16 protein-coding genes are annotated in these 19,318 nt (G+C 59.2%); 4 read left to right on the top strand and 12 right to left on the bottom strand.

All coding sequences use genetic code 11. From position 1 onward, the window contains the following. Positions 1-61: 61 nt before the first annotated feature. Both yejM and ACORQT_RS16845 read right to left on the bottom strand, forming a co-directional pair. Complete coding sequence (yejM, locus tag ACORQT_RS16850) at positions 62-1,843, bottom strand: LPS biosynthesis-modulating metalloenzyme YejM (RefSeq protein ID WP_033652524.1); 1,782 nt, start codon at positions 1,841-1,843, stop codon at positions 62-64. Between the two features lie 9 nt (positions 1,844-1,852). Further along, the gene (locus ACORQT_RS16845; RefSeq protein ID WP_004935782.1) at positions 1,853-2,080 is read right to left on the bottom strand and encodes a YejL family protein; all 228 of its coding nucleotides are present in this window, start codon (positions 2,078-2,080) and stop codon (positions 1,853-1,855) included. A 211-nt stretch (positions 2,081-2,291) separates the two neighbouring features. Between ACORQT_RS16845 and yejK the strand changes: the two genes are divergently transcribed. Continuing rightward, positions 2,292-3,299 carry a nucleoid-associated protein YejK gene (gene yejK, locus ACORQT_RS16840; RefSeq protein ID WP_042785067.1) on the top strand — a complete coding sequence of 336 codons (1,008 nt, stop codon included), beginning with the start codon at positions 2,292-2,294 and terminating at the stop codon, positions 3,297-3,299. A gap of 84 nt (positions 3,300-3,383) precedes the next feature. Here yejK and rplY read toward each other — a convergent pair whose 3' ends face one another. Then, positions 3,384-3,668 carry a 50S ribosomal protein L25 gene (rplY, locus tag ACORQT_RS16835; protein ID WP_004935776.1) on the bottom strand — a complete coding sequence of 95 codons (285 nt, stop codon included), beginning with the start codon at positions 3,666-3,668 and terminating at the stop codon, positions 3,384-3,386. Positions 3,669-3,830: 162 nt separating this feature from the next. Next, the gene (locus ACORQT_RS16830) at positions 3,831-5,588 is read right to left on the bottom strand and encodes a DEAD/DEAH box helicase (RefSeq protein WP_042785066.1); all 1,758 of its coding nucleotides are present in this window, start codon (positions 5,586-5,588) and stop codon (positions 3,831-3,833) included. Positions 5,589-5,904: 316 nt separating this feature from the next. Here ACORQT_RS16830 and rsuA point away from each other — a divergent pair, with 316 nt between their 5' ends. The 3 genes from rsuA (at position 5,905) to ACORQT_RS16815 (ending at position 8,796) form a co-directional block, all read left to right on the top strand. Beyond that, positions 5,905-6,618, top strand: a complete 714-nt coding sequence (gene rsuA, locus ACORQT_RS16825) for a 16S rRNA pseudouridine(516) synthase RsuA (RefSeq protein ID WP_033652527.1) — start codon at positions 5,905-5,907, stop codon at positions 6,616-6,618. Positions 6,619-6,659: 41 nt separating this feature from the next. After that, entirely contained in the window at positions 6,660-7,856 is a 1,197-nt protein-coding gene (locus tag ACORQT_RS16820) for a Bcr/CflA family multidrug efflux MFS transporter (RefSeq protein ID WP_042785064.1), read from the top strand. Between the two features lie 595 nt (positions 7,857-8,451). Beyond that, positions 8,452-8,796, top strand: a complete 345-nt coding sequence (locus ACORQT_RS16815) for a YejG family protein (protein WP_004935763.1) — start codon at positions 8,452-8,454, stop codon at positions 8,794-8,796. 8 nt (positions 8,797-8,804) lie between these two features. Here the strand turns inward: ACORQT_RS16815 and yejF are convergent, their stop codons facing one another. The 8 genes from yejF to ACORQT_RS16775 form a co-directional block, all read right to left on the bottom strand. Further along, on the bottom strand, positions 8,805-10,415 hold the full coding sequence (gene yejF / locus ACORQT_RS16810) for a microcin C ABC transporter ATP-binding protein YejF (protein WP_042785063.1): 1,611 nt from the start codon (positions 10,413-10,415) through the stop codon (positions 8,805-8,807). A 1-nt stretch (position 10,416) separates the two neighbouring features. Next, positions 10,417-11,442 carry an ABC transporter permease gene (locus ACORQT_RS16805; protein WP_042785062.1) on the bottom strand — a complete coding sequence of 342 codons (1,026 nt, stop codon included), beginning with the start codon at positions 11,440-11,442 and terminating at the stop codon, positions 10,417-10,419. Then, on the bottom strand, positions 11,439-12,533 hold the full coding sequence (locus tag ACORQT_RS16800) for a microcin C ABC transporter permease YejB (protein ID WP_033643818.1): 1,095 nt from the start codon (positions 12,531-12,533) through the stop codon (positions 11,439-11,441). Before ACORQT_RS16800 ends, ACORQT_RS16805 begins: the two co-directional genes overlap by 4 nt. Positions 12,534-12,542: 9 nt before the next feature. Beyond that, positions 12,543-14,354 carry an extracellular solute-binding protein gene (locus ACORQT_RS16795; RefSeq protein WP_042785061.1) on the bottom strand — a complete coding sequence of 604 codons (1,812 nt, stop codon included), beginning with the start codon at positions 14,352-14,354 and terminating at the stop codon, positions 12,543-12,545. 89 nt (positions 14,355-14,443) lie between these two features. After that, positions 14,444-16,030 carry a cyclic di-GMP phosphodiesterase gene (locus ACORQT_RS16790; protein ID WP_033652531.1) on the bottom strand — a complete coding sequence of 529 codons (1,587 nt, stop codon included), beginning with the start codon at positions 16,028-16,030 and terminating at the stop codon, positions 14,444-14,446. 391 nt (positions 16,031-16,421) lie between these two features. Further along, on the bottom strand, positions 16,422-16,997 hold the full coding sequence (gene mepS, locus ACORQT_RS16785; protein WP_033643815.1) for a bifunctional murein DD-endopeptidase/murein LD-carboxypeptidase: 576 nt from the start codon (positions 16,995-16,997) through the stop codon (positions 16,422-16,424). 411 nt (positions 16,998-17,408) lie between these two features. Continuing rightward, positions 17,409-18,119: a phosphatase PAP2 family protein gene (locus ACORQT_RS16780; RefSeq protein ID WP_033643814.1), complete on the bottom strand. Its 711-nt coding sequence runs from the start codon at positions 18,117-18,119 to the stop codon at positions 17,409-17,411. A gap of 78 nt (positions 18,120-18,197) precedes the next feature. Beyond that, complete coding sequence (locus tag ACORQT_RS16775; RefSeq protein ID WP_033652532.1) at positions 18,198-19,172, bottom strand: CobW family GTP-binding protein; 975 nt, start codon at positions 19,170-19,172, stop codon at positions 18,198-18,200. Between the last annotated feature and the right edge of the window lie 146 nt (positions 19,173-19,318).

Genomic DNA, 19,318 nt, shown 5'->3' with positions numbered 1-19,318 from the left:
ACTACCGATTCTCGATGTTTATGCAAGCGCCTTACCACTTGATTGCTTTAGTTTTAAGCAGTTAGTTGGCGATAAAGCGTTTTACATCGGTCAGCACCTGCAACAGCAGAGCAAGCTGCGGTTTCTCGTCTTTTATTTCATCGCCGTTCTGATCGTAGACGCGATAGTTGCCGCTGTTGTCCAGCATCAGCGTCTGCGTCGGCGTGGTGATCACCAGCTGATTGCCATCGCCGGTGGCGATCCAGTTGTTGCGGCGCTGGGCGGTAAACAGATCTTCGCCTTGCGAATAGTCTTTCGGCGCGGTTTTCACGTGCAGCAGCCGTTGCATCAAGGTACGCATCACGTCGTTATGGCCGGTCAGCTTGTTGATGGTCTGCGCCGGCGTGCCCGGCCAGTGGATCACCAGCGGCACCTGCAGCTGCGCCTGGTTGAAGGCGGTGCCGGCGCCCCATTGGCCTTTGCCGCTGTCGTTGAACTCGACGCCGTGCTCGGCGGTGATCACCACCACGGTTTTATCCAGCAGGCCGCGCTGTTTCAGGGTATCCAGCACCTGGGCTATCTGGGCGTCCACGTCCTGAGCGCCGGTGCGATAGCGTTGGATAAAATCGGCCGGCGCCGGAGTTTTAGCGCCTTCGGCCGGCTCGGCGCCGCTGAAGTTGATATAGGAGAACCACGGCTCTTTGTCGCCCTGATCCGTCAGCCAACGTTGCCATTGCTGCGTGGTTTGCGCGTCGCTTTGCGGCGCCGGCGTCGGCAGCGAGAAGTCGGTCAACAGGGCCTGACGGTACAGGCTGGCGTTGAAGCCGTCGGACGAGAACAGCCCCAGTTGGTAACCCTGCTCGCCGAGCGCGTTGATCAGCGCCGACGGCTTGCGGCCGGCGAGCACGCTGTCCAGATAGGTCGGGGAAATGCCGTAGAACAGGCCGAACAGCCCGGTGTCGGCGTGGTTGCCCGAGCTGTAGTGATCGCTGAAGCGCACGTTTTCCTGGGCGAAACGCGTCAGCGTCGGCATGTCCTGCGCCACGTCTTTGGCGCGAATGCCGTCCACCACGATCATCAGCAGGTTATAGCCGCTGCCTTTATCGCCGTAGCTGAGATCGCTGAGCGGGTACTCCACCGCCACCGCTTCCGGATTGCCCTGTTGCACCAGGCGGCGTTCATATTCCTGCTGATCGAGCAGGCCGTGTTTTTCGAGGAACTTGCGCGCGGTCATCGGGTACGAGAGCGGCAGGTTGGCCCGCTGCATGGTGATCGGGCGATAGAAGTTGGCGTCGGCCCAGATGTAAATCAGGTGCGAGGCGAAAAAGGCGCTGATGAACAGCGCCGCCAGCGGCTTGCCGAAACGGCGGCGGTTCAGGCTGCGCAGCTTCTGCCAGCTCCAGGTGCCGAACAGCATCTCCACCAGGAAGATCACCGGCACGCAGATAAACATCAGCTGCCAGTCGCGCGACAGCTCGCTTTGATCCGGGTTGACCACCAGATCCCACACCACCGGATTGAGGTGCAGGTGGAAATGGGAGAACACCTCGCTGTCGACCAGCAACAGCGTGAGCCCGGCGGTGGCCAGCGCGGCGGAAATAAATCGCAGCAGCCGCTGCGACATCACCACGAAGGTGAGCGGGAAGATCACCAGCAAATAGCCGGCGAATACGATAAAGCTGAAATGCCCCAGCAGGCTGACCAAGGCATAGACCCGGCCCAGCAGGGAAGCGGGCCAGTCGGTGACAAACAGGTAGCGGCTGCCCAGCCCAAGGGCGAGCAGGATGTTGAATAAGGCGAACCAGTGCCCCCAGCTGATCATCTGGGAGACTTTTTCACGATAACGCTGACGGTTTGTCACCATAAATAAATATTAATGCGCTTTATCTTCACGGACAGAAGCCTGCAGGGCTTCCGCGAACGATCTCGCCAGGGTTTTCCGCTGCGCGGGGGCAACGCTGGTGTTGATCAAATTAGTGACCATATTGCCCAGCACCATCAGGGAAAGATCGGTGGGGGTATGGTGTTTTTCCAGAACATTGACCAGCTCTGAGAGCAGTTGTTCAACGTGTTCGTCACTGTAACGGGATGATTGTGGCATAAAATTGCGCTTAGTAATCTGCAAAGTGCCCTATCTTACCGTATAGGACAGTGATTTTCCGCTCTTTTATCACTTCCTGTCATTCGGGAAAGGGTTCGCCCGCGGCGGGGCGGCTCACCGCTGCGCCTTTCCGGTTTGCCGCGGTTTTTTAGTATTGCAGGGCGGGGCCTTCAGTGTTTGAATACGCGCCTAAAGAACAGGAGGATTTACCATGAGTCTGGATATCGACCAGATCGCTCTGCACCAGTTGGTGAAACGCGACGAGCAAACGCTGGACGTGGTGCTGCGCGATTCCTTGCTTCCCACCAACGCGGCGGTGGAAGAAATGATGGCGGAACTGCATCGCGTCTACAGCGCCAAGAGCAAGGCCCTGGGCTTGTTCAACGAGGGCAGCGAGCTGGCGGAAGCGTTGCGCACCTGCCGCAAGGACGATAAGGACTTTCTGGCCTTCAGCCGCGCGGCGACCGGCCGTCTGCGCGACGAACTGGCGAAGTATCCATTCGCCGAAGGCGGCGTGGTGCTGTTCGGTCAATACCGTTATCTGGCGGTCGAGTACCTGCTGATCGCGGTGCTGAACAGCCGTAACAGCATGCGCGTCAACGAAGAGCTGGATATCAACACTACGCACTATCTGGACATCAACAACGCCGATATCGTTGCGCGCATCGATCTGACCGAGTGGGAAACCAACCCGGAATCGACCCGCTATCTGACCTTCCTGCGCGGGCGCGTGGGCCGTAAGGTCGCCGACTTCTTCATGGATTTCCTGGCGGCGTCCGAAGGGTTGGACACCAAGGCGCAAAACCGCGGGCTGCTGCAGGCGGTGGATGACTACTGCGCCGACGCGCAGCTGGACAAGAATGAGCGCCAGTCGGTGCGCCAGCAGGTGTACAGCTACTGCAACGAACAGCTGCAGGCGGGCGAAGAGATCGAACTGCAGGCGCTGTCGCAGGAACTGTCGCCGGTCGGTGAGAAAGACTTCATGCAGTTCTCCAGCGAGCAAGGCTATCAGCTGGAAGACAGCTTCCCGGCGGATCGCGGCACGCTGCGCCAGCTGACCAAATTCGCCGGCAGCGGCGGCGGTATCAGTCTGAACTTCGACGCCATGCTGCTGGGCGAGCGCATTTTCTGGGATGCGGCCACCGACACGCTGACCATCAGAGGCACGCCGCCGAACCTGCGCGATCAGCTGCAGCGCCGGACCGGCAGCGGCAAGTAAGCTTGCCGAATCGCAGACAATAAAAAACGCCGCAATTGCGGCGTTCTTTATTTCGGCGTCCCGAAAGGTTCGAAAACGTAGCGATTAAACGCGAACGAAGTCGATGTGAGCCAGTTTTGGCTTGAACGGGTGACGCTGTACAGCCTGAACCTTAACTTTGGTTTCTTTACCGTCGATAACCAGAGTTACTGCTTCGCTGTAGAATTCTGGTTTAGCTTCCATGTTCTTGACAGAATCATGATCCAATTCGATGGAAACTGCAGCTTCTTTGCCACCGTAAACGATAGCTGGGAATTTGTTTGCTGCACGCAGGCGGCGGCTCGCACCTTTACCCTGGTCTTTACGTACTTCTGCATTGATAGTGAACATTGTTTTTTCTCTTAAAAGAAAATTTACCCTGCTACAGGCGACCCAAGTAGCAAGTTCGGAATTCCGCTTTAACGCTGGGCAGGCCCAGGTAAAGCGCGCGGCATTTTAACGGAAAGCCGCCCACAGGGCAACGAAAACCTGCCCAGATTGAGGGCCGTTCGCTCAGGCCAACTGATTGGCACGGCGGAAACGGCCTTGATAATCGAACACTTTCTCACGCACCTGCCAAAACTGCCCGCGCTTGCGTGCCACCACGAAATCCGGATGGCGCAGCGCTTGCTGTTGCGCCAGCACGTCGGCGGCGGTGTGCCAAGCGAACGGCACGCCCGGCGCGCGCTGGTGCGGGCGCAGGAACAGCATCTCGAACGCTTTGCGCTGCGCCGGCGTCTGCAGGCGGAAGCGCTCGCTGGTGCTGGTGCCGTCCTCGTCGTAATAGGTGGCCTTCAGCCATTCGCCCTTTTCGTCGCGGCCGCTTTGCAACTCCATGCCGCCGCAACGCAGCACCAGCGCGTCTTTCAGCTTCAGCGCCGCCTTCAGCATGTCGTCGGGATCGACCAACACCTCCTGACACTGATGGCAACGGCGCGCGGCGATATCGTTCTCCGCGCCGCAGTGCGGGCAGCTCTTGAACCGGAAGCGGTAATCGCACTGTTCGCGGTGGCCGTCGTCGTCCTCCAGCCAGCCCTGGCAGCGGCGGCCGTAGTGTTCGATGATGTCGCCGTTTTCGGTGCACTTGCCCCAAAACAGGTTGGCGAAACCGCAGGCCGGGCAGAACACCTGCACCGGCTGGCTGTCGCCGTGCGGTTTGCTGACGCCGACCTCCGGCGTAAACAGATCGTGCGGGTTGCCGGCGTAGTCGAGGATCAGGCAATCCTTTTTGTCGGGCGCCAAACGCAGCCCGCGCCCGACGATCTGCTGATACAGGCTGACGGACTCAGTGGGGCGCAGGATAGCGATCAGATCGACGTGCGGCGCGTCGAAGCCGGTGGTTAACACCGCCACGTTGACCAGATAGCGCAGCCGCTGCTGCTTGAACGCCTCAATGAGCGCATCGCGCTCGGCGGGCGGCGTTTCGGCGCTGACCAGCGCGGCTTCGCCGTTCGGCAGCAGGCCGTGGATCTCGCGGGCGTGCTCGACGGTGGCGGCGAAGATCATCACCCCTTTGCGATCGTCGGCATACTCCACAATCTGGCTGATGATGTGCGGCGTGACGCGGTTTTGCCGTTTCAGCTCACGGTTCAGGTCCGCTTCGCTGAACAGGCCGTTGCTCCTGGCCTCCAGACGGCTAAAGTCGTATTGCACGATCGGCATATCCAGCCGCTCCGGCGGCACCAGAAAACCGTGTTTAATCATGTAGCGCAGCGGCAGCTCATAGATGCAGTCGCGAAACAGACTGGCGCTGTCGCCGCGGGTGAAACCGTGGTAGTGGTACTGATAAATCCAGCCTGTGCCCAGCCGGTACGGCGTGGCGGTCAGCCCCAGCAGCCGCAATTGCGGGTTGGTTTTCTGCAGGTGCTGGATGATTTGCTGGTACTGGCTGTCGTCGTCGTCGCTGATGCGATGGCATTCATCGACGATCAGCAGCGAGAAGGCGCCGTCGAACAGCGGCAGGTTGCGCGCCACCGACTGCACGCTGCCGAACACCACCTTGCCTGCGCTCTCTTTTTGTTGCAACCCGGCGGCGAAGATGTCCGCCTCCAGGCCGTAGGCGCAGTATTTGGCGTGGTTTTGCGCCACCAGTTCCTTGACGTGCGCCAACACCAGCACTCGCCCACGGGCGCGCTTCGCCAGCTCGGCGATCACCAGGCTTTTGCCGGCGCCGGTCGGCAGCACGATCAGCGCAGGCTCGGGATGCCGCCGGAAATGGTTGATGGTGGCTTCGACCGCTTCCAGTTGGTAGGGGCGTAGGGTAAAGGCCATAAATGAACGCCGTAGGTTGGAATGGGCCGCGGGGGTTAGGTTTGTCAGCGCTGTTGCCACAGAAACGCTGACATTTTACGCCCCGGGCGACCGAGAAATGTCTATATTATGCCTTCTGAGCGCGCGCGGTGCGAGAAGCGTGAAAATTACCCCTGTCGGGCAGCGCGTTGTGCCGCTATACTCGTGTGACAGCAATCGCTGTGCCCCCACGCGATTTCCCCCCTGAGCCTGCCATTTGCACCCGGTGCAACGGCGGGCGTCATATTTTGGCAATACGATCAATGCGATCATAACAACGACAGGCAAAGCAGATCCCATGCGATTGGACAAGTTTTTATCTCAGCAGTTAGGCATCAGCCGTGCGCTGGTCGCGCGCGAACTTCGGGCTAAACGCGTCACCGTAGACGGTGAGGTGGTGAAGAGCGGGGCTGTCAAACTGACCCCGGAACAAGAGGTGGCGTTCGACGGCAATCCGCTGCAGCAGCAGAACGGCCCGCGCTATTTCATGCTCAACAAACCGCAGGGTTACGTCTGCTCCACCGACGATCCCGATCATCCGACGGTGCTGTACTTCCTCGATGAGCCGGTCGCGTACAAACTGCACGCCGCCGGGCGGCTGGATATCGACACCACCGGGCTGGTGCTGATGACCGATGACGGCCAGTGGTCGCACCGCGTCACCTCGCCGCGCCACCACTGCGAGAAAACCTATCTGGTGACGCTGGAGCACCCGCTGGCGGAAGACACCGCGCAGCGTTTCGCCGCAGGGGTGCAACTGCACAACGAGAAAGATCTGACGCGGCCGGCGACGCTGGAGCAGGTTGACGAGCATGTGGTGCGCCTGACCATCAGCGAAGGGCGCTACCACCAGGTGAAGCGGATGTTCGCTGCGGTCGGCAACCGGGTGATCGAGTTGCACCGTGAGCGCATCGGCGCCATCGTGCTGGATGACGATCTTGCGCCGGGCGAATACCGCCCACTGACCGAAGAAGAGATCGCCAGCGTGGGCGCGCCGCACCTGCAGGACTGATAACCGATCATTGATTGCGGCCGATTAAGGAGTCGTGGAACGTGCAACAGAACCGAACCTCTCATCTCGGTTTGATTTTCATTCTGGGCCTGCTGTCCATGCTGATGCCGCTGGCCATCGACATGTACCTGCCCAGCATGCCGGTGATCGCCGCCCAGTTTGGCGTCGAGTCCGGCAGCGTGCAGATGACGCTCAGCGCCTATATGCTCGGCTTCGCCTTCGGGCAGCTGTTCTATGGGCCGATGTCGGACAGCATCGGCCGCAAACCGGTGATCCTGTGGGGAACGCTGATCTTCGCCATCGCCGGTTGCGCCTGCGCCATGGCGCAGTCGATCGATCAGCTGATCGGACTGCGTTTCTTGCACGGCCTGGCCGCCGCCGCCGCCAGCGTGGTGATCAACGCCTTGATGCGCGACATGTTCACCAAGGACGAGTTCTCGCGCATGATGTCGTTCGTCATTCTGGTGATGACCATCGCGCCGCTGCTGGCGCCGATGATCGGCGGGGCGCTGCTGCTGTGGTTCAACTGGCATGCCATCTTCTGGACCATGGGCGCCGCGGCGCTGATCGGTTCACTGCTGGTGGCCTTGTTCATCAAGGAGACGTTGCCGAAAGAGCGGCGACAGCGGTTCCACCTGCGCACTACGCTGGGCAACTTCGGTTCGCTGTTCCGCCACAAGCGGGTGCTGAGCTACATGCTGGCCAGCGCCTTCTCGTTCGCCGGCATGTTCTCGTTCCTCAGCGCCGGGCCGTTCGTCTACATCGAACTGAACCAGGTTTCGCCGCAGCACTTCGGTTACTACTTTGCGCTGAATATCGTCTTCCTGTTCCTGACGACGCTGATCAACAGCCGCAACGTGCGGCGATTCGGCGCGGTCAAGATGTTCAAACTGGGGCTGCTGGTGCAGCTGGCGATGGGGCTGTGGCTGCTGGCGGTGAGCGCCGTCGGGCTGGGCTTCTGGGCGCTGGTGATCGGCGTAGCGGTCTATCTGGGGTGCATCGCGATGATCTCCTCCAACGCCATGGCGGTGATCCTGGATGATTTTCCGCATATGGCGGGCACCGCGTCTTCCCTGGCCGGTACGTTGCGGTTCAGCATCGGCGCGCTGGTGGGCGCGATTCTGTCGATGGCGCCGGGCAAGAGTGCCTGGCCGATGGTCACCTCGATGGCGCTGTGCAGCATTGTGGCGGTGTTGTTCTATCTGTACGCCAGCCGGCCGCGCGATCGCGCAGCCTGACGTTCTCCAGGTTCGGGGCGAGGTTGTCCCGAGCCGTCACGGGGTTGCGCCTTGCCAGTTTGTGGTGCAACCGGCAATGAAAATTTTGTTGCTAAACATATGCCTGCTAATCAATGAGTCATTTACCCTTCTGTGTGCTTTTTGTTAAAAAATATCGTCGCTGAGCTGCCCGATATCCTCCGGTATGCGCGGCGTTTTGCCGGCGGGTCGGTGCGGGCGGTTTGCAATAGGGGTGATGTAAATCAAGGCATTAGCGGACGACGGTGCGCTAACGCGACGGGTGAAATGTTTCTTCAATGTAAAAATATGGCGACGAAAAAGTAGTCGCATTGCAAGAAAAAAGAGTTGAGATCGCTGCGGGAAAGGGTTACATATAACGCAAAAATGCGAGCTGAGTCGCAAAATGCCGTGAAATAACACCGCACGGCGCGCCAAAAAATGGCACGGCATCGGCAAGCACGGGGTCAGGTTAATGGCTTGCGGCAAAATTTACATTTAAATAACATTTGTGCGCGGCAGAGTCGGGAGTCAACGGCTATAACTTAGTAACCCTGTCAGGTAAAAGTGTTTCACCTTTTCAAACTAGGGATTTCATGTGGAGAGTATCCAACTTTCGGTAGTGCATCGCTTGCCGCAAAGTTATCGTTGGCTATCCGGTTTCACCGGCGTAAAGGTCGAACCGATTCCGTTTAACGGAATAGACGAGGATAACAACCTGATTGGGCTGAAGCTGCTCAGCCATGAAGGGGCCGAGGCCTGGCAGGTGATGCAACAGCTTAATCTGTCGTTGCAGGAGATTCAGGTCGACTGCGCGATCGTCGAATGGGAAGGGGAACCTTGCCTGTTTGTGCAGCGCAGCGATGAGAGCGCGACGATGTGCCGCCTGAAAAACGTCGGCGCCGCGATCGCCGAACCGCTCAGCGCGCAATACCCCTTCTGAATTCGCCGCTAATCCGCCAACTGCAACAGTTGTCGGGTATAGTCGGCTGCGGGTGCCGCGAAAATCGCCCGGCAGTCTCCCTGCTCAACCACTTCTCCCTGTCGCAGCACAATCACCTGGTGGCACAGCGAACGCACCACCTGCAGGTCATGGCTGATGAACAGATAAGCCAGCCGGTGGCGTTGCTGCAGCGATTTCAGCAGCGTCAGGATCTGCGCCTGCACCGATTTATCCAGTGAAGAGGTCGGCTCGTCGAGGATCAGCAGCTGCGGCTGCAGGATCAGCGCGCGCGCGATGGCGATGCGCTGGCGCTGGCCGCCGGAAAACTCGGTGGGGTAGCGGTGGCGCAGCTGCGGATCCAGGCCGACCTCCTGCAACACCTCGATCACGCGCTGTTCCCGCTGCTCGGCGTTCAGCCGCTGGTGCACTTCCAGCCCTTCGGCGATGATCTGCTGTACGTTCAGGCGCGGGTTGAGGGCGGAATACGGATCCTGGAAGACGATTTGCATCCGGCTGCGGTAGGGCAGCATTTGTTTCATCGTCAGCGGGTGCAGCGGTTCGCCGTCGAACCAGATGGCCCCCTGCGAGGCCAGCAGACGCAATAGCGCCAGCCCGGTGGTGCTTTTACCCGATCCGGATTCCCCCACCAGCCCCACGCTCTCTCCGGCGCGCAGTTCGAAACTCAATGACTTCAACGCATAGTGATAGTCCACCGTGCGGCGCAGCAGGCCGCGCCGAATGGGGAATCGCACCTGCAGATCTTCCACCTTGAGCAGCGGCCGCTCATCGCCGGGGCGCGCGCTGGCTGCGGCCGGCAGCGGCAGCGGTTCGCCGACCTCCTCGGCGGCCAGCAGTTGCCGTGTGTAGGGATGCTGCGGCCGGCTGAACAGCTGTGCGCGGCCGTTTTGCTCCACGCAACGGCCCTGACGCATCACCGCCACGTTGTCCGCCAGACGGCGCACAATATTCAGGTTATGGGTGATGAACAGCAACCCCATGCCCATTTCTTGTTTCAATTCTTGCAACAGCGTCAGGATCTGCGCCTGGATAGTCACGTCGAGCGCGGTGGTGGGTTCGTCGGCAATCAGCAATTTCGGGCGGGTTAACACCGCCATGGCGATCATCACGCGTTGGCGTTCACCGCCGGAGAGTTGATGTGGATAGTCCTGCAACCGGGTTTTGGCCTGGCGGATGCCGACGCGCTCCAGACAGTCGACGATCTCTGCGCGTGCGGCTTCGCGCCGCAGGCCGCGGTGCAGCATCAGCACTTCCGCCAGTTGCTTCTCAATGGTGTGCAGCGGATTGAGCGACACCATCGGTTCCTGAAAGATCATCGCGATCTGATTGCCGCGCACCTTGCGCAGTTCAGCCTCCGGCGCATGCAACAACGAGTTGCCGTTGAACAGAATATCGCCGCCAGGGTAAACCACCGGCGGCGCGGGCAGCAGTCGCAGTATCGACAGGGCGGTGACGCTTTTGCCGGAGCCGGATTCTCCCACCAGCGCCAGCGTTTCCGCCGGGGCTATTTGCAAAGAGAGTTCGTTGACCACCGGCGTGACGGCGTCGCCCTGGCGGAAGGCGATGCTGAGATCCTGGATGGCGAGCAGAGGTGTAGCCATATCAATGCGCCTTGCTGGGGTCAAAGGCGTCGCGTACCGCTTCGCCGATAAAGATTAATAACGACAGCAGCACTGCCAGCACCAGGAAGGCGGTGATGCCGAGCCACGGCGCCTGCAGATTGTTTTTGCCTTGCAGCAGCAGTTCGCCTAGCGACGGCGAACCGATCGGCAGACCGAAGCCGAGAAAATCGAGCGACGTCAGGGTGGTGATCGAGCCGCAGAGGATAAACGGCAGGAAGGTCAGCGTCGCCACCATGGCGTTGGGCAGCATGTGGCGGGACATGATCACGCGATCCGGCACGCCCATGGCGCGCGCGGCGCGGATATAGTCATAGTTGCGGGTGCGCAGGAACTCGGCGCGCACTACGCCCACCAGGCTCATCCAGCCGAAAAGAATAGTGATGCCGAGCAGCCACCAGAAATTGGGCTGGACGATGCTCGACAGCAGAATGATCAGAAACAGCGTCGGCATGCCCGACCACACTTCGATAAAGCGTTGCCCCCACAGATCGAAACGCCCGCCGTAATACCCCTGTGTCGCGCCGACGCACACGCCGATCAGGCTGGAAAACAGCGTCAGCGCCAGGCCGAACAGCATCGAAATGCGAAAACCATACAGCACGCGGGCCAGCACGTCACCGCCGTTGCTGTCGGTGCCCAGCAGGTTATGGCGCGAAGGCGGGGAGGGGAAGGGCACCTCGGTGGCGAAGTTGATCGTGTCGTAGCTGAAACGGATCGGCGCCCAGATCGCCCAGCCATGTCGGTCGATTTGGCGCTGGACGAACGGATCCTGATAGTCGGCTTCGGTGTTCAGTTCGCCGCCGAACGCGGTTTCGCTGTAGTTGATCATAAACGGCAGGTATAGCCGGCCTTCATAACGCACCAACAGCGGTTTGTCGTTGGCGATAAGATCGGCGGCCAGGCTGAGCGTGAACAGCGCCAGAAAGATCCACAGTGACCAGTAACCGCGGCGGTTGCGGCGAAAACGCGCCCAGCGCGCCTGATTGATTGGGCTAAGGCGGCTCATTGGCGGGCCTCGAAGTCAATGCGCGGATCGACCAGGGTATAGGTGATATCGCTGAGGATGTTCAACAGCAGGCCGATCAGGGTGAAGATATACAACGTGCCGAACATCACCGGGTAGTCGCGCTGCAGCGTGGCGTCGTAACCCAGCAGCCCCAGGCCGTTGAGCGAGAACATCACCTCAATCAGCAGCGAGCCGGTGAAAAACATGCTGATAAAGGTGGCCGGAAAACCGGCGATCACCAGCAGCATGGCGTTGCGGAACACGTGGCGGTACAGGATCTTTTTCTCGTCCAGGCCCTTGGCGCGAGCGGTGGTGACGTACTGTTTGCGGATCTCGTCGAGGAACGAGTTTTTGGTCAGCATGGTCAGGGTGGCGAAACCGCCGATCACCGTCGCCAGCACCGGCAGCGTGATGTGCCACAGATAGTCGGCGATCTTCGCCGGCCACGAGAGGGTATCGAAGTTGCTGGAGACCAGGCCGCGCAGCGGGAACCAGTCGAGATAGCTGCCGCCGGCGAACAGCACGATCAACAGGATGGCGAACAGGAACGCCGGAATGGCGTAGCCGATAATGATCAGCGTGCTGCTCCAGGTATCGAACGCGCTGCCGTTGTGGACGGCCTTGCGGATGCCGAGCGGGATCGACACCAGATAGATGATCAGCGTGCTCCAAAGGCCCAGCGTGATGGAGACCGGCAGGCTTTGGCCGATCAGTTGCATCACCGAAGCGCCGCGAAACAGGCTGTCGCCGAAGTCAAAGCGCATGTAGTTCCACAGCATGGTGAAATAGCGTTCGTGCAGCGGTTTATCGAAGCCATAACGCTGGGTGATCTCGGCGATCACCTCCGGATCCAGGCCGCGCGAGCCGCGGTATTGCCCTTCGGTCGCGGCCGGGACGCCGGCTCTGGCGTGCCCCAGGCCTTCATTGACCCCGCCGCTGCCGAAACCGCTGCCCTGACCCAGTTCGATGGCGGCGATGGCCTGATCGACCGGGCCGCCGGGGGCGATTTGCACGATAAAAAAGTTGATGGTGATGATCGCCCACAGCGTAGGGATCACCAGCAACAGTCTGCGTATCAGATAGGCTGCCATGCCGACTCCTTATTGCCGTTGAGCCGGCAAGCGCGCCGCCTTGTTGACGTCGTACCACCAGTTGTCGAAGCCGATGGCGTAGGCCGGGCGGATCGGCGGCGTGGAGAACTTGTCCCAATAGGCATAGCGGTCGTGGTTGGAGTACCACATCGGCAGCATGTAGCGGTTCCAGGTCAACACCCGATCCAACGCGCGGCCGAGCGGCAGCAGCGCTTTTTCGTCGCCCTGATGCTCAGCGATTTGCCTGACCAGGCTGTCGACCGCCGGGTCCTTGACGCCGGGGGTATTATAGCTGGAGTTGATGTACTCCGAATCCCAAATGATGCGTAAATTGGCGGTGGGGAACGGCATCGCCATGTACACCGTCGGCATCATATCGAAGTCGCGTTCGCGCATGCGGCGCGTATATTGCGAGGCGTCGATCTCGCGGATTGCCATATCGATGCCCAACCGCTGCAGGTTGTGGCGGAACGGCAACACGTACTGGAAGTTGCTGCCGCTCAGCAGCATCAGCTCAAAGGCGAACGGCTGGCCGGTTTTGGCGTTGACCAACTTTTGATTTTTGACCACCCAACCGGCCTCTTTCAACAGTTGGGTCGCCTTCAGCAGATTTTGCCGATCGTTGCCGCTGCCGTCGGAGGCGGGCGGTTGATAGATGCTGGTGAACACCTCAGGCGGCACCTGGCCTTTGAGCGGCGCCAGCAGCGCCAGTTCGGCGGCGTCCGGATAGCCGCGGGCGGCGTAGGCGGTGTTTTGGAAATAGCTGTCGGCGCGTTGATAGGCGTTGTAATACAGCGCCTTGTTCATCCAGTTAAAGTCGAAAGCCAGGGTGATCGCCTCGCGCACGCGCGGGTCGGCAAACAGCGGTTTTTGGATGTTGAACGCCAGCCAGCGGGTGTTTTGCGCCGCCTGGTTGGTCTCGTCCTGTTTGATGATGTAGTTGCGCGCGAAGTTGCCGCCCTGATACTGGGTGGCCCAGCTCTTGGGCGACGGCTCGATGCGGAAATCGTAAGCGCCGGCCTTGAACGCTTCCAGCGCCACTTTATCGTCCAGATAATAATCGTAGCGAATGCTGTCGAAGTTATAGCGGCCGCGGTTCACCGGCAGGTTGGCGGCCCAGTAGTCCCGCACCCGTTGATAGGTGATGTACTGGCCGAGGCGATAATCGCCGATTTTATACGGGCCGCTGGCCAGCGGCGGCGTGTTGAGCGGCTCGTTGAGCTTATGGTTTTGCCAAAAGGCGGCCGGGAGAATAGGCAGGCTGCCGAATAACGACAGCATCGCTTCTTTGTTCGGCTGCGGGAATTCAATGCGCACCGTCAACCGAGAGATGGCTTTGACCGTGACGCCTTTGTAGTAGGAGCGAAACTGCGGCACGCCCTCGGCCATGAATTTGCTGAAGGTGAAGGCCACGTCGGCGGCGGTGATCGGGCTGCCGTCGTGGAAACGCGCGCGGGCGTTGATATCCACTTCCACCCAACGCATGTCGGCCGGGAAGCGCGCCGATTCGGCAATCAGCGGATAAAAGCTGCCGGGTTCGTCGTCGGACGTTGCGAACAGCGTGTCGTAAAGTTGATCCGTGCGCTCGCCGGGCACGCCCCGGGTAGCGAAGCGGTTGAAGTTATCGTAGGTGCCGATGGCCGCCAGGCGCACGTCGCCGCCCTTGGGCGCCGCCGGATTGACGTAGTCGAAATGGCTGAAGTCGGCGGCGTATTTCGGTTCACCGAGAAGGGCGAAAGCGTAGCTTTCGTTGAGGGCTTCGGCCTGCGAGGCGAAGCTCAGTGCCGAGAGCACCAGAGCAGCGAAAATGCGCACGGACATCAGACGGTAAGCTCCTGCTGTGGAATAAAGTACAACCGGCGCCCAGCATAACATTCTTCGGGCGGGCGCAGGGTAAAGATGCTTAAAGATTAACTATTTTTTTCCTGATAATCAAAGACCTGATGAGCATTGCAGTAAGCGACGAAATTAGCGATGCTAAGCGGCTTGCTGAAGTAATAGCCCTGCATGAAGTTAACGCCGCGTTCTTGCAGGAACTGCATCTGCTCGGCGGTTTCCACCCCTTCGGCTACCGTCAGCATTTTCAGCTTTTTCGCCAGCGAAATCACCGCATCCAGCACCGGTGCGGTGACGGTGTCCTGGCCGATGGTGTTGACGAAGCCGCGATCGATCTTCAGGTAATCCATGGTGAAACGCTCAAGATAGATCAACGCGCTGTGGCCGGTGCCAAAATCGTCCACCGCGATCTCGATGCCCTGTTTATGCAGCCAGTCGAACTCCGCCAGCGCGCTCTCTTCTTCCACCATGCCGCGTTCGGTGATTTCAAACACCAGCGTAAAGTAATCGCCCGGCAGCTGCGCCAACAGTTCATACACGTCCTGATGGAATGACGGCGCGCTAAGGTGGGCGGGGGAAATATTGAGGCCGACCTTGCCTCCCCGCGGCAGCGCCTTGGCGAGCTGCGGCGCATCTTCGGCAATCAGCCTGAACAGATGGCGGGTGAGCGGCACGATCAGCCCGTTGCTTTCGGCGTACGGGATAAAGACATCCGGGGGAATGCGGCCCTCGATAGGATGCTGCCAGCGGATCAACGCTTCCAGCCCGCCGATGCTGTTGCTGCCGGTATGGAACACCGGCTGATATTCGATGAAGAACTCGTTGCGCTTAATGCCGCGCAGCAGCGCGCGCTCCGGGCTTTGCCGCAACAGCAGCATGTAGTAGCAGAGCACGCCGATCATCAGCGACAGCACCAGGCTGCCCAGCAGCGTCAGGCGAATATCGTTGGGCGTCAGTTTCTCGTTGTAGAACAGGATGCTCAGCGGCAGATTGGGCAGCGTCAGGGTGTCCGCCTTGTCTTGCGGCAACTGCGCGATCGGCATCAGGTTCGGGCTGAAGGTGGTCAGCGCGCGGTTGCCCATCACGATGGCGATGCCCGGCGCCTGCTCGTCATGCGAAGTGAACAGCAGGTAGGGCATCAAATTGATGTCCAGCGTGGCGAGGATGCCGGTCGCCGATGCGCCAGGATGCCGTAGCCAAACCGCGACCGCCGGCTTGTCCGGCACGATCGGCGTGCCCTGCTGCAGCTTCAGATCCAAAGGCAGGTGGGTATCGATGTCCTGATACAGGTTTTTCATCGGCAGCATCATGTCGCCGGTGGCGGAGGAGCAGTAGGCGTAACCGTCTTTCACCAGCAGGAAGGTGCGTACGCCGCTGGTAAAGGCCGCCTGATAGGTGATGTCCGACTGGCTTGAGAGGCAGGGTTTGTCTAGCAGCGGCATCATTTTTTGCATGACATCCGTCAGGTGCGAGATATAACCCAGCGCGAATTTTTGCGTACGCGCTTCAACCTTGTGTTGATATTGCGTGCGCTGGTGGTTGATCAAAGAAAGTGTGACCGCGGTGAATAGCGTAAAAAATAGCAGGGCGGCGACAACGCTTTTGGCCAGACTGCGCTGTCGGTGCGACACGCTGCGAGAGAACGCCCTTTTCAAGCCCATAACCGAGACCTCTGCAACGGGGCGTCAGGCGTGTCGCGCAGCCATTTAATGGATTGTGCCAACGGCTTTTTTTCATTTTTTGCCTTTTATCCCGTACCCAACCGGCGACGCCGTTTAAATACAAGGCGTCGCCGACAGAAATATAATGCACCTATTAAGCGGAAACGTTTTAAATAACGCCGGGCGCGCCGTTGCCGTCATCTGACGATAATAGGCGAGTTTTTCCTCGTCGGCGCGATTTCCGGCCGGCAGTTTATCAAAATAATGGTGTGAGGTGACGATAAGGCCTGGTTCAGCCCCGGTGGCTCTCGTTTGACAGCCAAAAAAAACGCCGCCCGTAGGCGGCGTTTATCGCTCGTTTGGTATTCAGGATCTTCAGGGCGTTGCGCCGTCAGCCGTTGGTCAACACTCGGCGCGCTTCTCGATAACGTTTATTCCAATAGTTATCGGTCAGCTTGGAAATCATGACGCCACTGCTGGTAGAAGCGTGAACGAACTGATCGTTGCCTAAATAGATGCCGACATGGCGCCCGGTAGAACCGGCGCGGAACAGCACCAAATCGCCGGCGCGCAGTTTGGTGCGCTGGATTTTCTTACCGAGATCTTCCTGTTCGTAGGTAGAACGCGGTAAATCCATGCCGAACTGTTCGCGGAAGGTGCGCTGTACAAACGCCGAGCAATCGATGCCGCGCTTGGTGTCACCGCCTAAACGGTAGCGAACGCCTTTCCAGTCCGCGTACTGATCCATAATCTTTGACTTGACGTCAACGTTGCGGACCATCGCTTCGAATTCATCCTGAGAGGCTTGCAGTAAAAGACCGTCTTTGTCATTAACTGCACGCATCTCAGTTTGTGCGTTACTCAAGTTCGAAGTGTGAGTCGAGCTGCACGCTGACAGCATAACCGCAGCGGCAATTGCAGGGACTACCCGCAAAAAATATCTCAGAAACGGTTGAGATTTGACCATTGTTGTTGTTTTCCCTTGAAGTCCTTAACGACGAAAGTCGCTACCTGAAAAATGCCAAACGAAACGAGCCTAGTCCGCACCTGTTGCATCGACAATCAGTTACCGTTGAAAACGTGCGGGAACGCACATTTTTATCGGATTCCGTACTGATTCGACTTAAACCAGGCACAAACGCATCTGAGATTACCGGAACAAATAGGGGATTGCGAGTCTTTTTCCGGTCTTTTTTATATGAATTTGTGATGTAACATAATGTAAATCTTCATATAAAAAACGCCAATTGTCCGATGTATGAATCTGGCGTGAAATCAGGTTGCAAAAGCGTTAACGGGGGTGCGGAGAAATTTTGCGCATCGCGAGGGGATAAAACGCGGGAGGCGGGCGCCTCCCGGAATGACTCATAGACGTAAGTTATGGTTGGCCGGGGCGGTGCTTGCCGGGCAACAGGCGATTCAACCGTTCGATAATCCAGTCGCTGCAAGGCGTCATCAGCACCCAACTGGCGCCAACCAAGACCACGGACAGCGAGCCTACGGCGATATCGGTAAACCAGTGGGCGCCAATCATCACGCGTGGCAATGAAAAGATCAGCGTAATCAGCAGGGCGACGGCGAAGGCGCCGCGGCCGAAATAGCGCAGCATAAAGCAGGAAAAAATAATCAGCATCATGCCGTGGTCGCCGGGGAAGCTGTCGCCGGAGGCGTCCTTGGTGGGGATGCCGGTCAATGCGCTGACGCGATTGATATTGTCGAAGGTCAGGGTGGGGCTCGGATGCTTCACCGGTAGCAGGTGGCCAAGCTGATTCAGCACCACGGCGGTCAGCAGCATCACCACGCCGGTGATCACCAGACGGCGGCGGCCGGCGGCGTCCTGCTTCAGGTAGAAGTACAAATACAGCAGGCCCATGGCGAGCAGCGAAATCACATCGAACGCGCGGTTGTTGGTGATGGCGACCAGGTGCAAAAATGCCGGGTCGGTGGCCAGATGGCGGTTAAAGAAGAAGAAGATCGCCGAATCCAGGGTAAACCAGCCGCCGTGATTGGCCGGCAGGAACCAGGACAGAAACAGCGCAACGCCCAGTAAGTTGAAGAAGAGAATGAAGGGTAAATTGCGGCGTGTCATGACATAAACCTGTTGGAAAAATGAAAATGAAACAAAACCGGCCGCCCTGCGGCAACCGGGGGGGCAACGGTACGGGGTTTAACTTAAACGAATCTTAAACAAGGCGGATTGCAGGGCGTTCCAGTCGGCATTTTCGCTGTGGATCAGTTCAACCCGGCTGTCGAGCGGCGCGTTCGGGCGGGTTTCGATGTTGAGATCCTGGCCCTGGCGATTGATCAGCAACGTGCCTTCGGGGATGCGCACCACGCCTTTGGCACGTTCGACCGGCGCCAGCCGCACCCATTCCATAAAGCCGACGGTGTCGAACCGGGTGTCGCCGTCAAAAATCCAGCCGCAGCTGGTGAAGCCTTGCCCTTCGTTCAGCGCTCGCCGCCAACGCGCGTTCTCCGGCAGCCGCAACGCCGCCAGTCCTTGCGTTTTCGCCTGACCATGATGATGTCGTGCGTCCGGCAATTCTGTACGATTTGTGCGAGGAAGTGACAACAACGCGACATCCGCCTCGCCTTGCGCGATGGCGTAGCAGGGCCGCTGCAGCGGATCTTGCGCCGTCCAGGCTTCCAGCGCCCGTCTGTCTTCCGGCCGATAGGTATCGCTTTTGCTGGCCAGGATAACGTCGGCCGCGGCCAGCTGATCGCGGAAGTTTTCGTTGTCGCGGTAGCGGGGCTGACTGAGTTGACGGGCATCCAGCAGGCACAGCGTGGCCTGCAGATCGATCCAGCCGGCATAGCTCTCCTGGGTCAGCAGCGACAGGATTTGCTTCGGATGCCCGAGCCCGGTCGGCTCGATCAGCAGACGGTCCGGTTTGGTCTGCTGCAACAGCATATTCAGACCCACCTGCATCGGCAGGCCGTTGACGCAGCACATGCAGCCGCCGGGGATCTCTTTGAGCACCGCGCCGCTGTCCGCCAGCAGCGCGCCGTCGATACCGATCTCGCCGAATTCGTTGACCAGTACCGCCCAGCGTTCATGCTCGGGCTTATGGGCCAGCAAATGGCGGATGGCGGTGGTTTTACCGCTGCCGAGGAAGCCGGTAATCAGATTGGTTTTAGTCATTAATCATTCCTGGGTGCAAAAATCAACCTGCCTAATAAATGAGCGATTCTGCGCGGTCGCGGCGGCGAGCGCGATTTAATTTGTGCTCTGCCTCGCAAATTTTGCACGCCACCCTGCGCTTTTCAACCGGCAAAATCCACTTTTTT

The organism is Serratia sp. (in: enterobacteria) (assembly GCF_052400455.1).
GTDB classification, from domain to species: domain Bacteria; phylum Pseudomonadota; class Gammaproteobacteria; order Enterobacterales; family Enterobacteriaceae; genus Serratia; species Serratia ureilytica.
Note: the sequence above shows the minus strand (reverse complement) of the source record. Positions and strands in the feature narration are given on the sequence as shown.

Excerpts from the sequence above, each read along its gene's own strand:
- yejK (WP_042785067.1), top strand. The coding sequence starts at position 2,292 with ATGAGTCTGGATATCGACCAGATCGCTCTGCACCAGTTGGTGAAACGC.
- ACORQT_RS16805 (WP_042785062.1), bottom strand. The coding sequence starts at position 11,442 with ATGAGCCGCCTTAGCCCAATCAATCAGGCGCGCTGGGCGCGTTTTCGC.
- ACORQT_RS16795 (WP_042785061.1), bottom strand. The coding sequence starts at position 14,354 with ATGTCCGTGCGCATTTTCGCTGCTCTGGTGCTCTCGGCACTGAGCTTC.
- rsuA (WP_033652527.1), top strand. The coding sequence starts at position 5,905 with ATGCGATTGGACAAGTTTTTATCTCAGCAGTTAGGCATCAGCCGTGCG.
- yejF (WP_042785063.1), bottom strand. The coding sequence starts at position 10,415 with ATGGCTACACCTCTGCTCGCCATCCAGGATCTCAGCATCGCCTTCCGC.
- ACORQT_RS16830 (WP_042785066.1), bottom strand. The coding sequence starts at position 5,588 with ATGGCCTTTACCCTACGCCCCTACCAACTGGAAGCGGTCGAAGCCACC.
- ACORQT_RS16845 (WP_004935782.1), bottom strand. The coding sequence starts at position 2,080 with ATGCCACAATCATCCCGTTACAGTGACGAACACGTTGAACAACTGCTC.
- ACORQT_RS16790 (WP_033652531.1), bottom strand. The coding sequence starts at position 16,030 with ATGGGCTTGAAAAGGGCGTTCTCTCGCAGCGTGTCGCACCGACAGCGC.
- ACORQT_RS16800 (WP_033643818.1), bottom strand. The coding sequence starts at position 12,533 with ATGGCAGCCTATCTGATACGCAGACTGTTGCTGGTGATCCCTACGCTG.
- mepS (WP_033643815.1), bottom strand. The coding sequence starts at position 16,997 with ATGGTCAAATCTCAACCGTTTCTGAGATATTTTTTGCGGGTAGTCCCT.
- ACORQT_RS16780 (WP_033643814.1), bottom strand. The coding sequence starts at position 18,119 with ATGACACGCCGCAATTTACCCTTCATTCTCTTCTTCAACTTACTGGGC.
- ACORQT_RS16775 (WP_033652532.1), bottom strand. The coding sequence starts at position 19,172 with ATGACTAAAACCAATCTGATTACCGGCTTCCTCGGCAGCGGTAAAACC.
- rplY (WP_004935776.1), bottom strand. The coding sequence starts at position 3,668 with ATGTTCACTATCAATGCAGAAGTACGTAAAGACCAGGGTAAAGGTGCG.
- yejM (WP_033652524.1), bottom strand. The coding sequence starts at position 1,843 with ATGGTGACAAACCGTCAGCGTTATCGTGAAAAAGTCTCCCAGATGATC.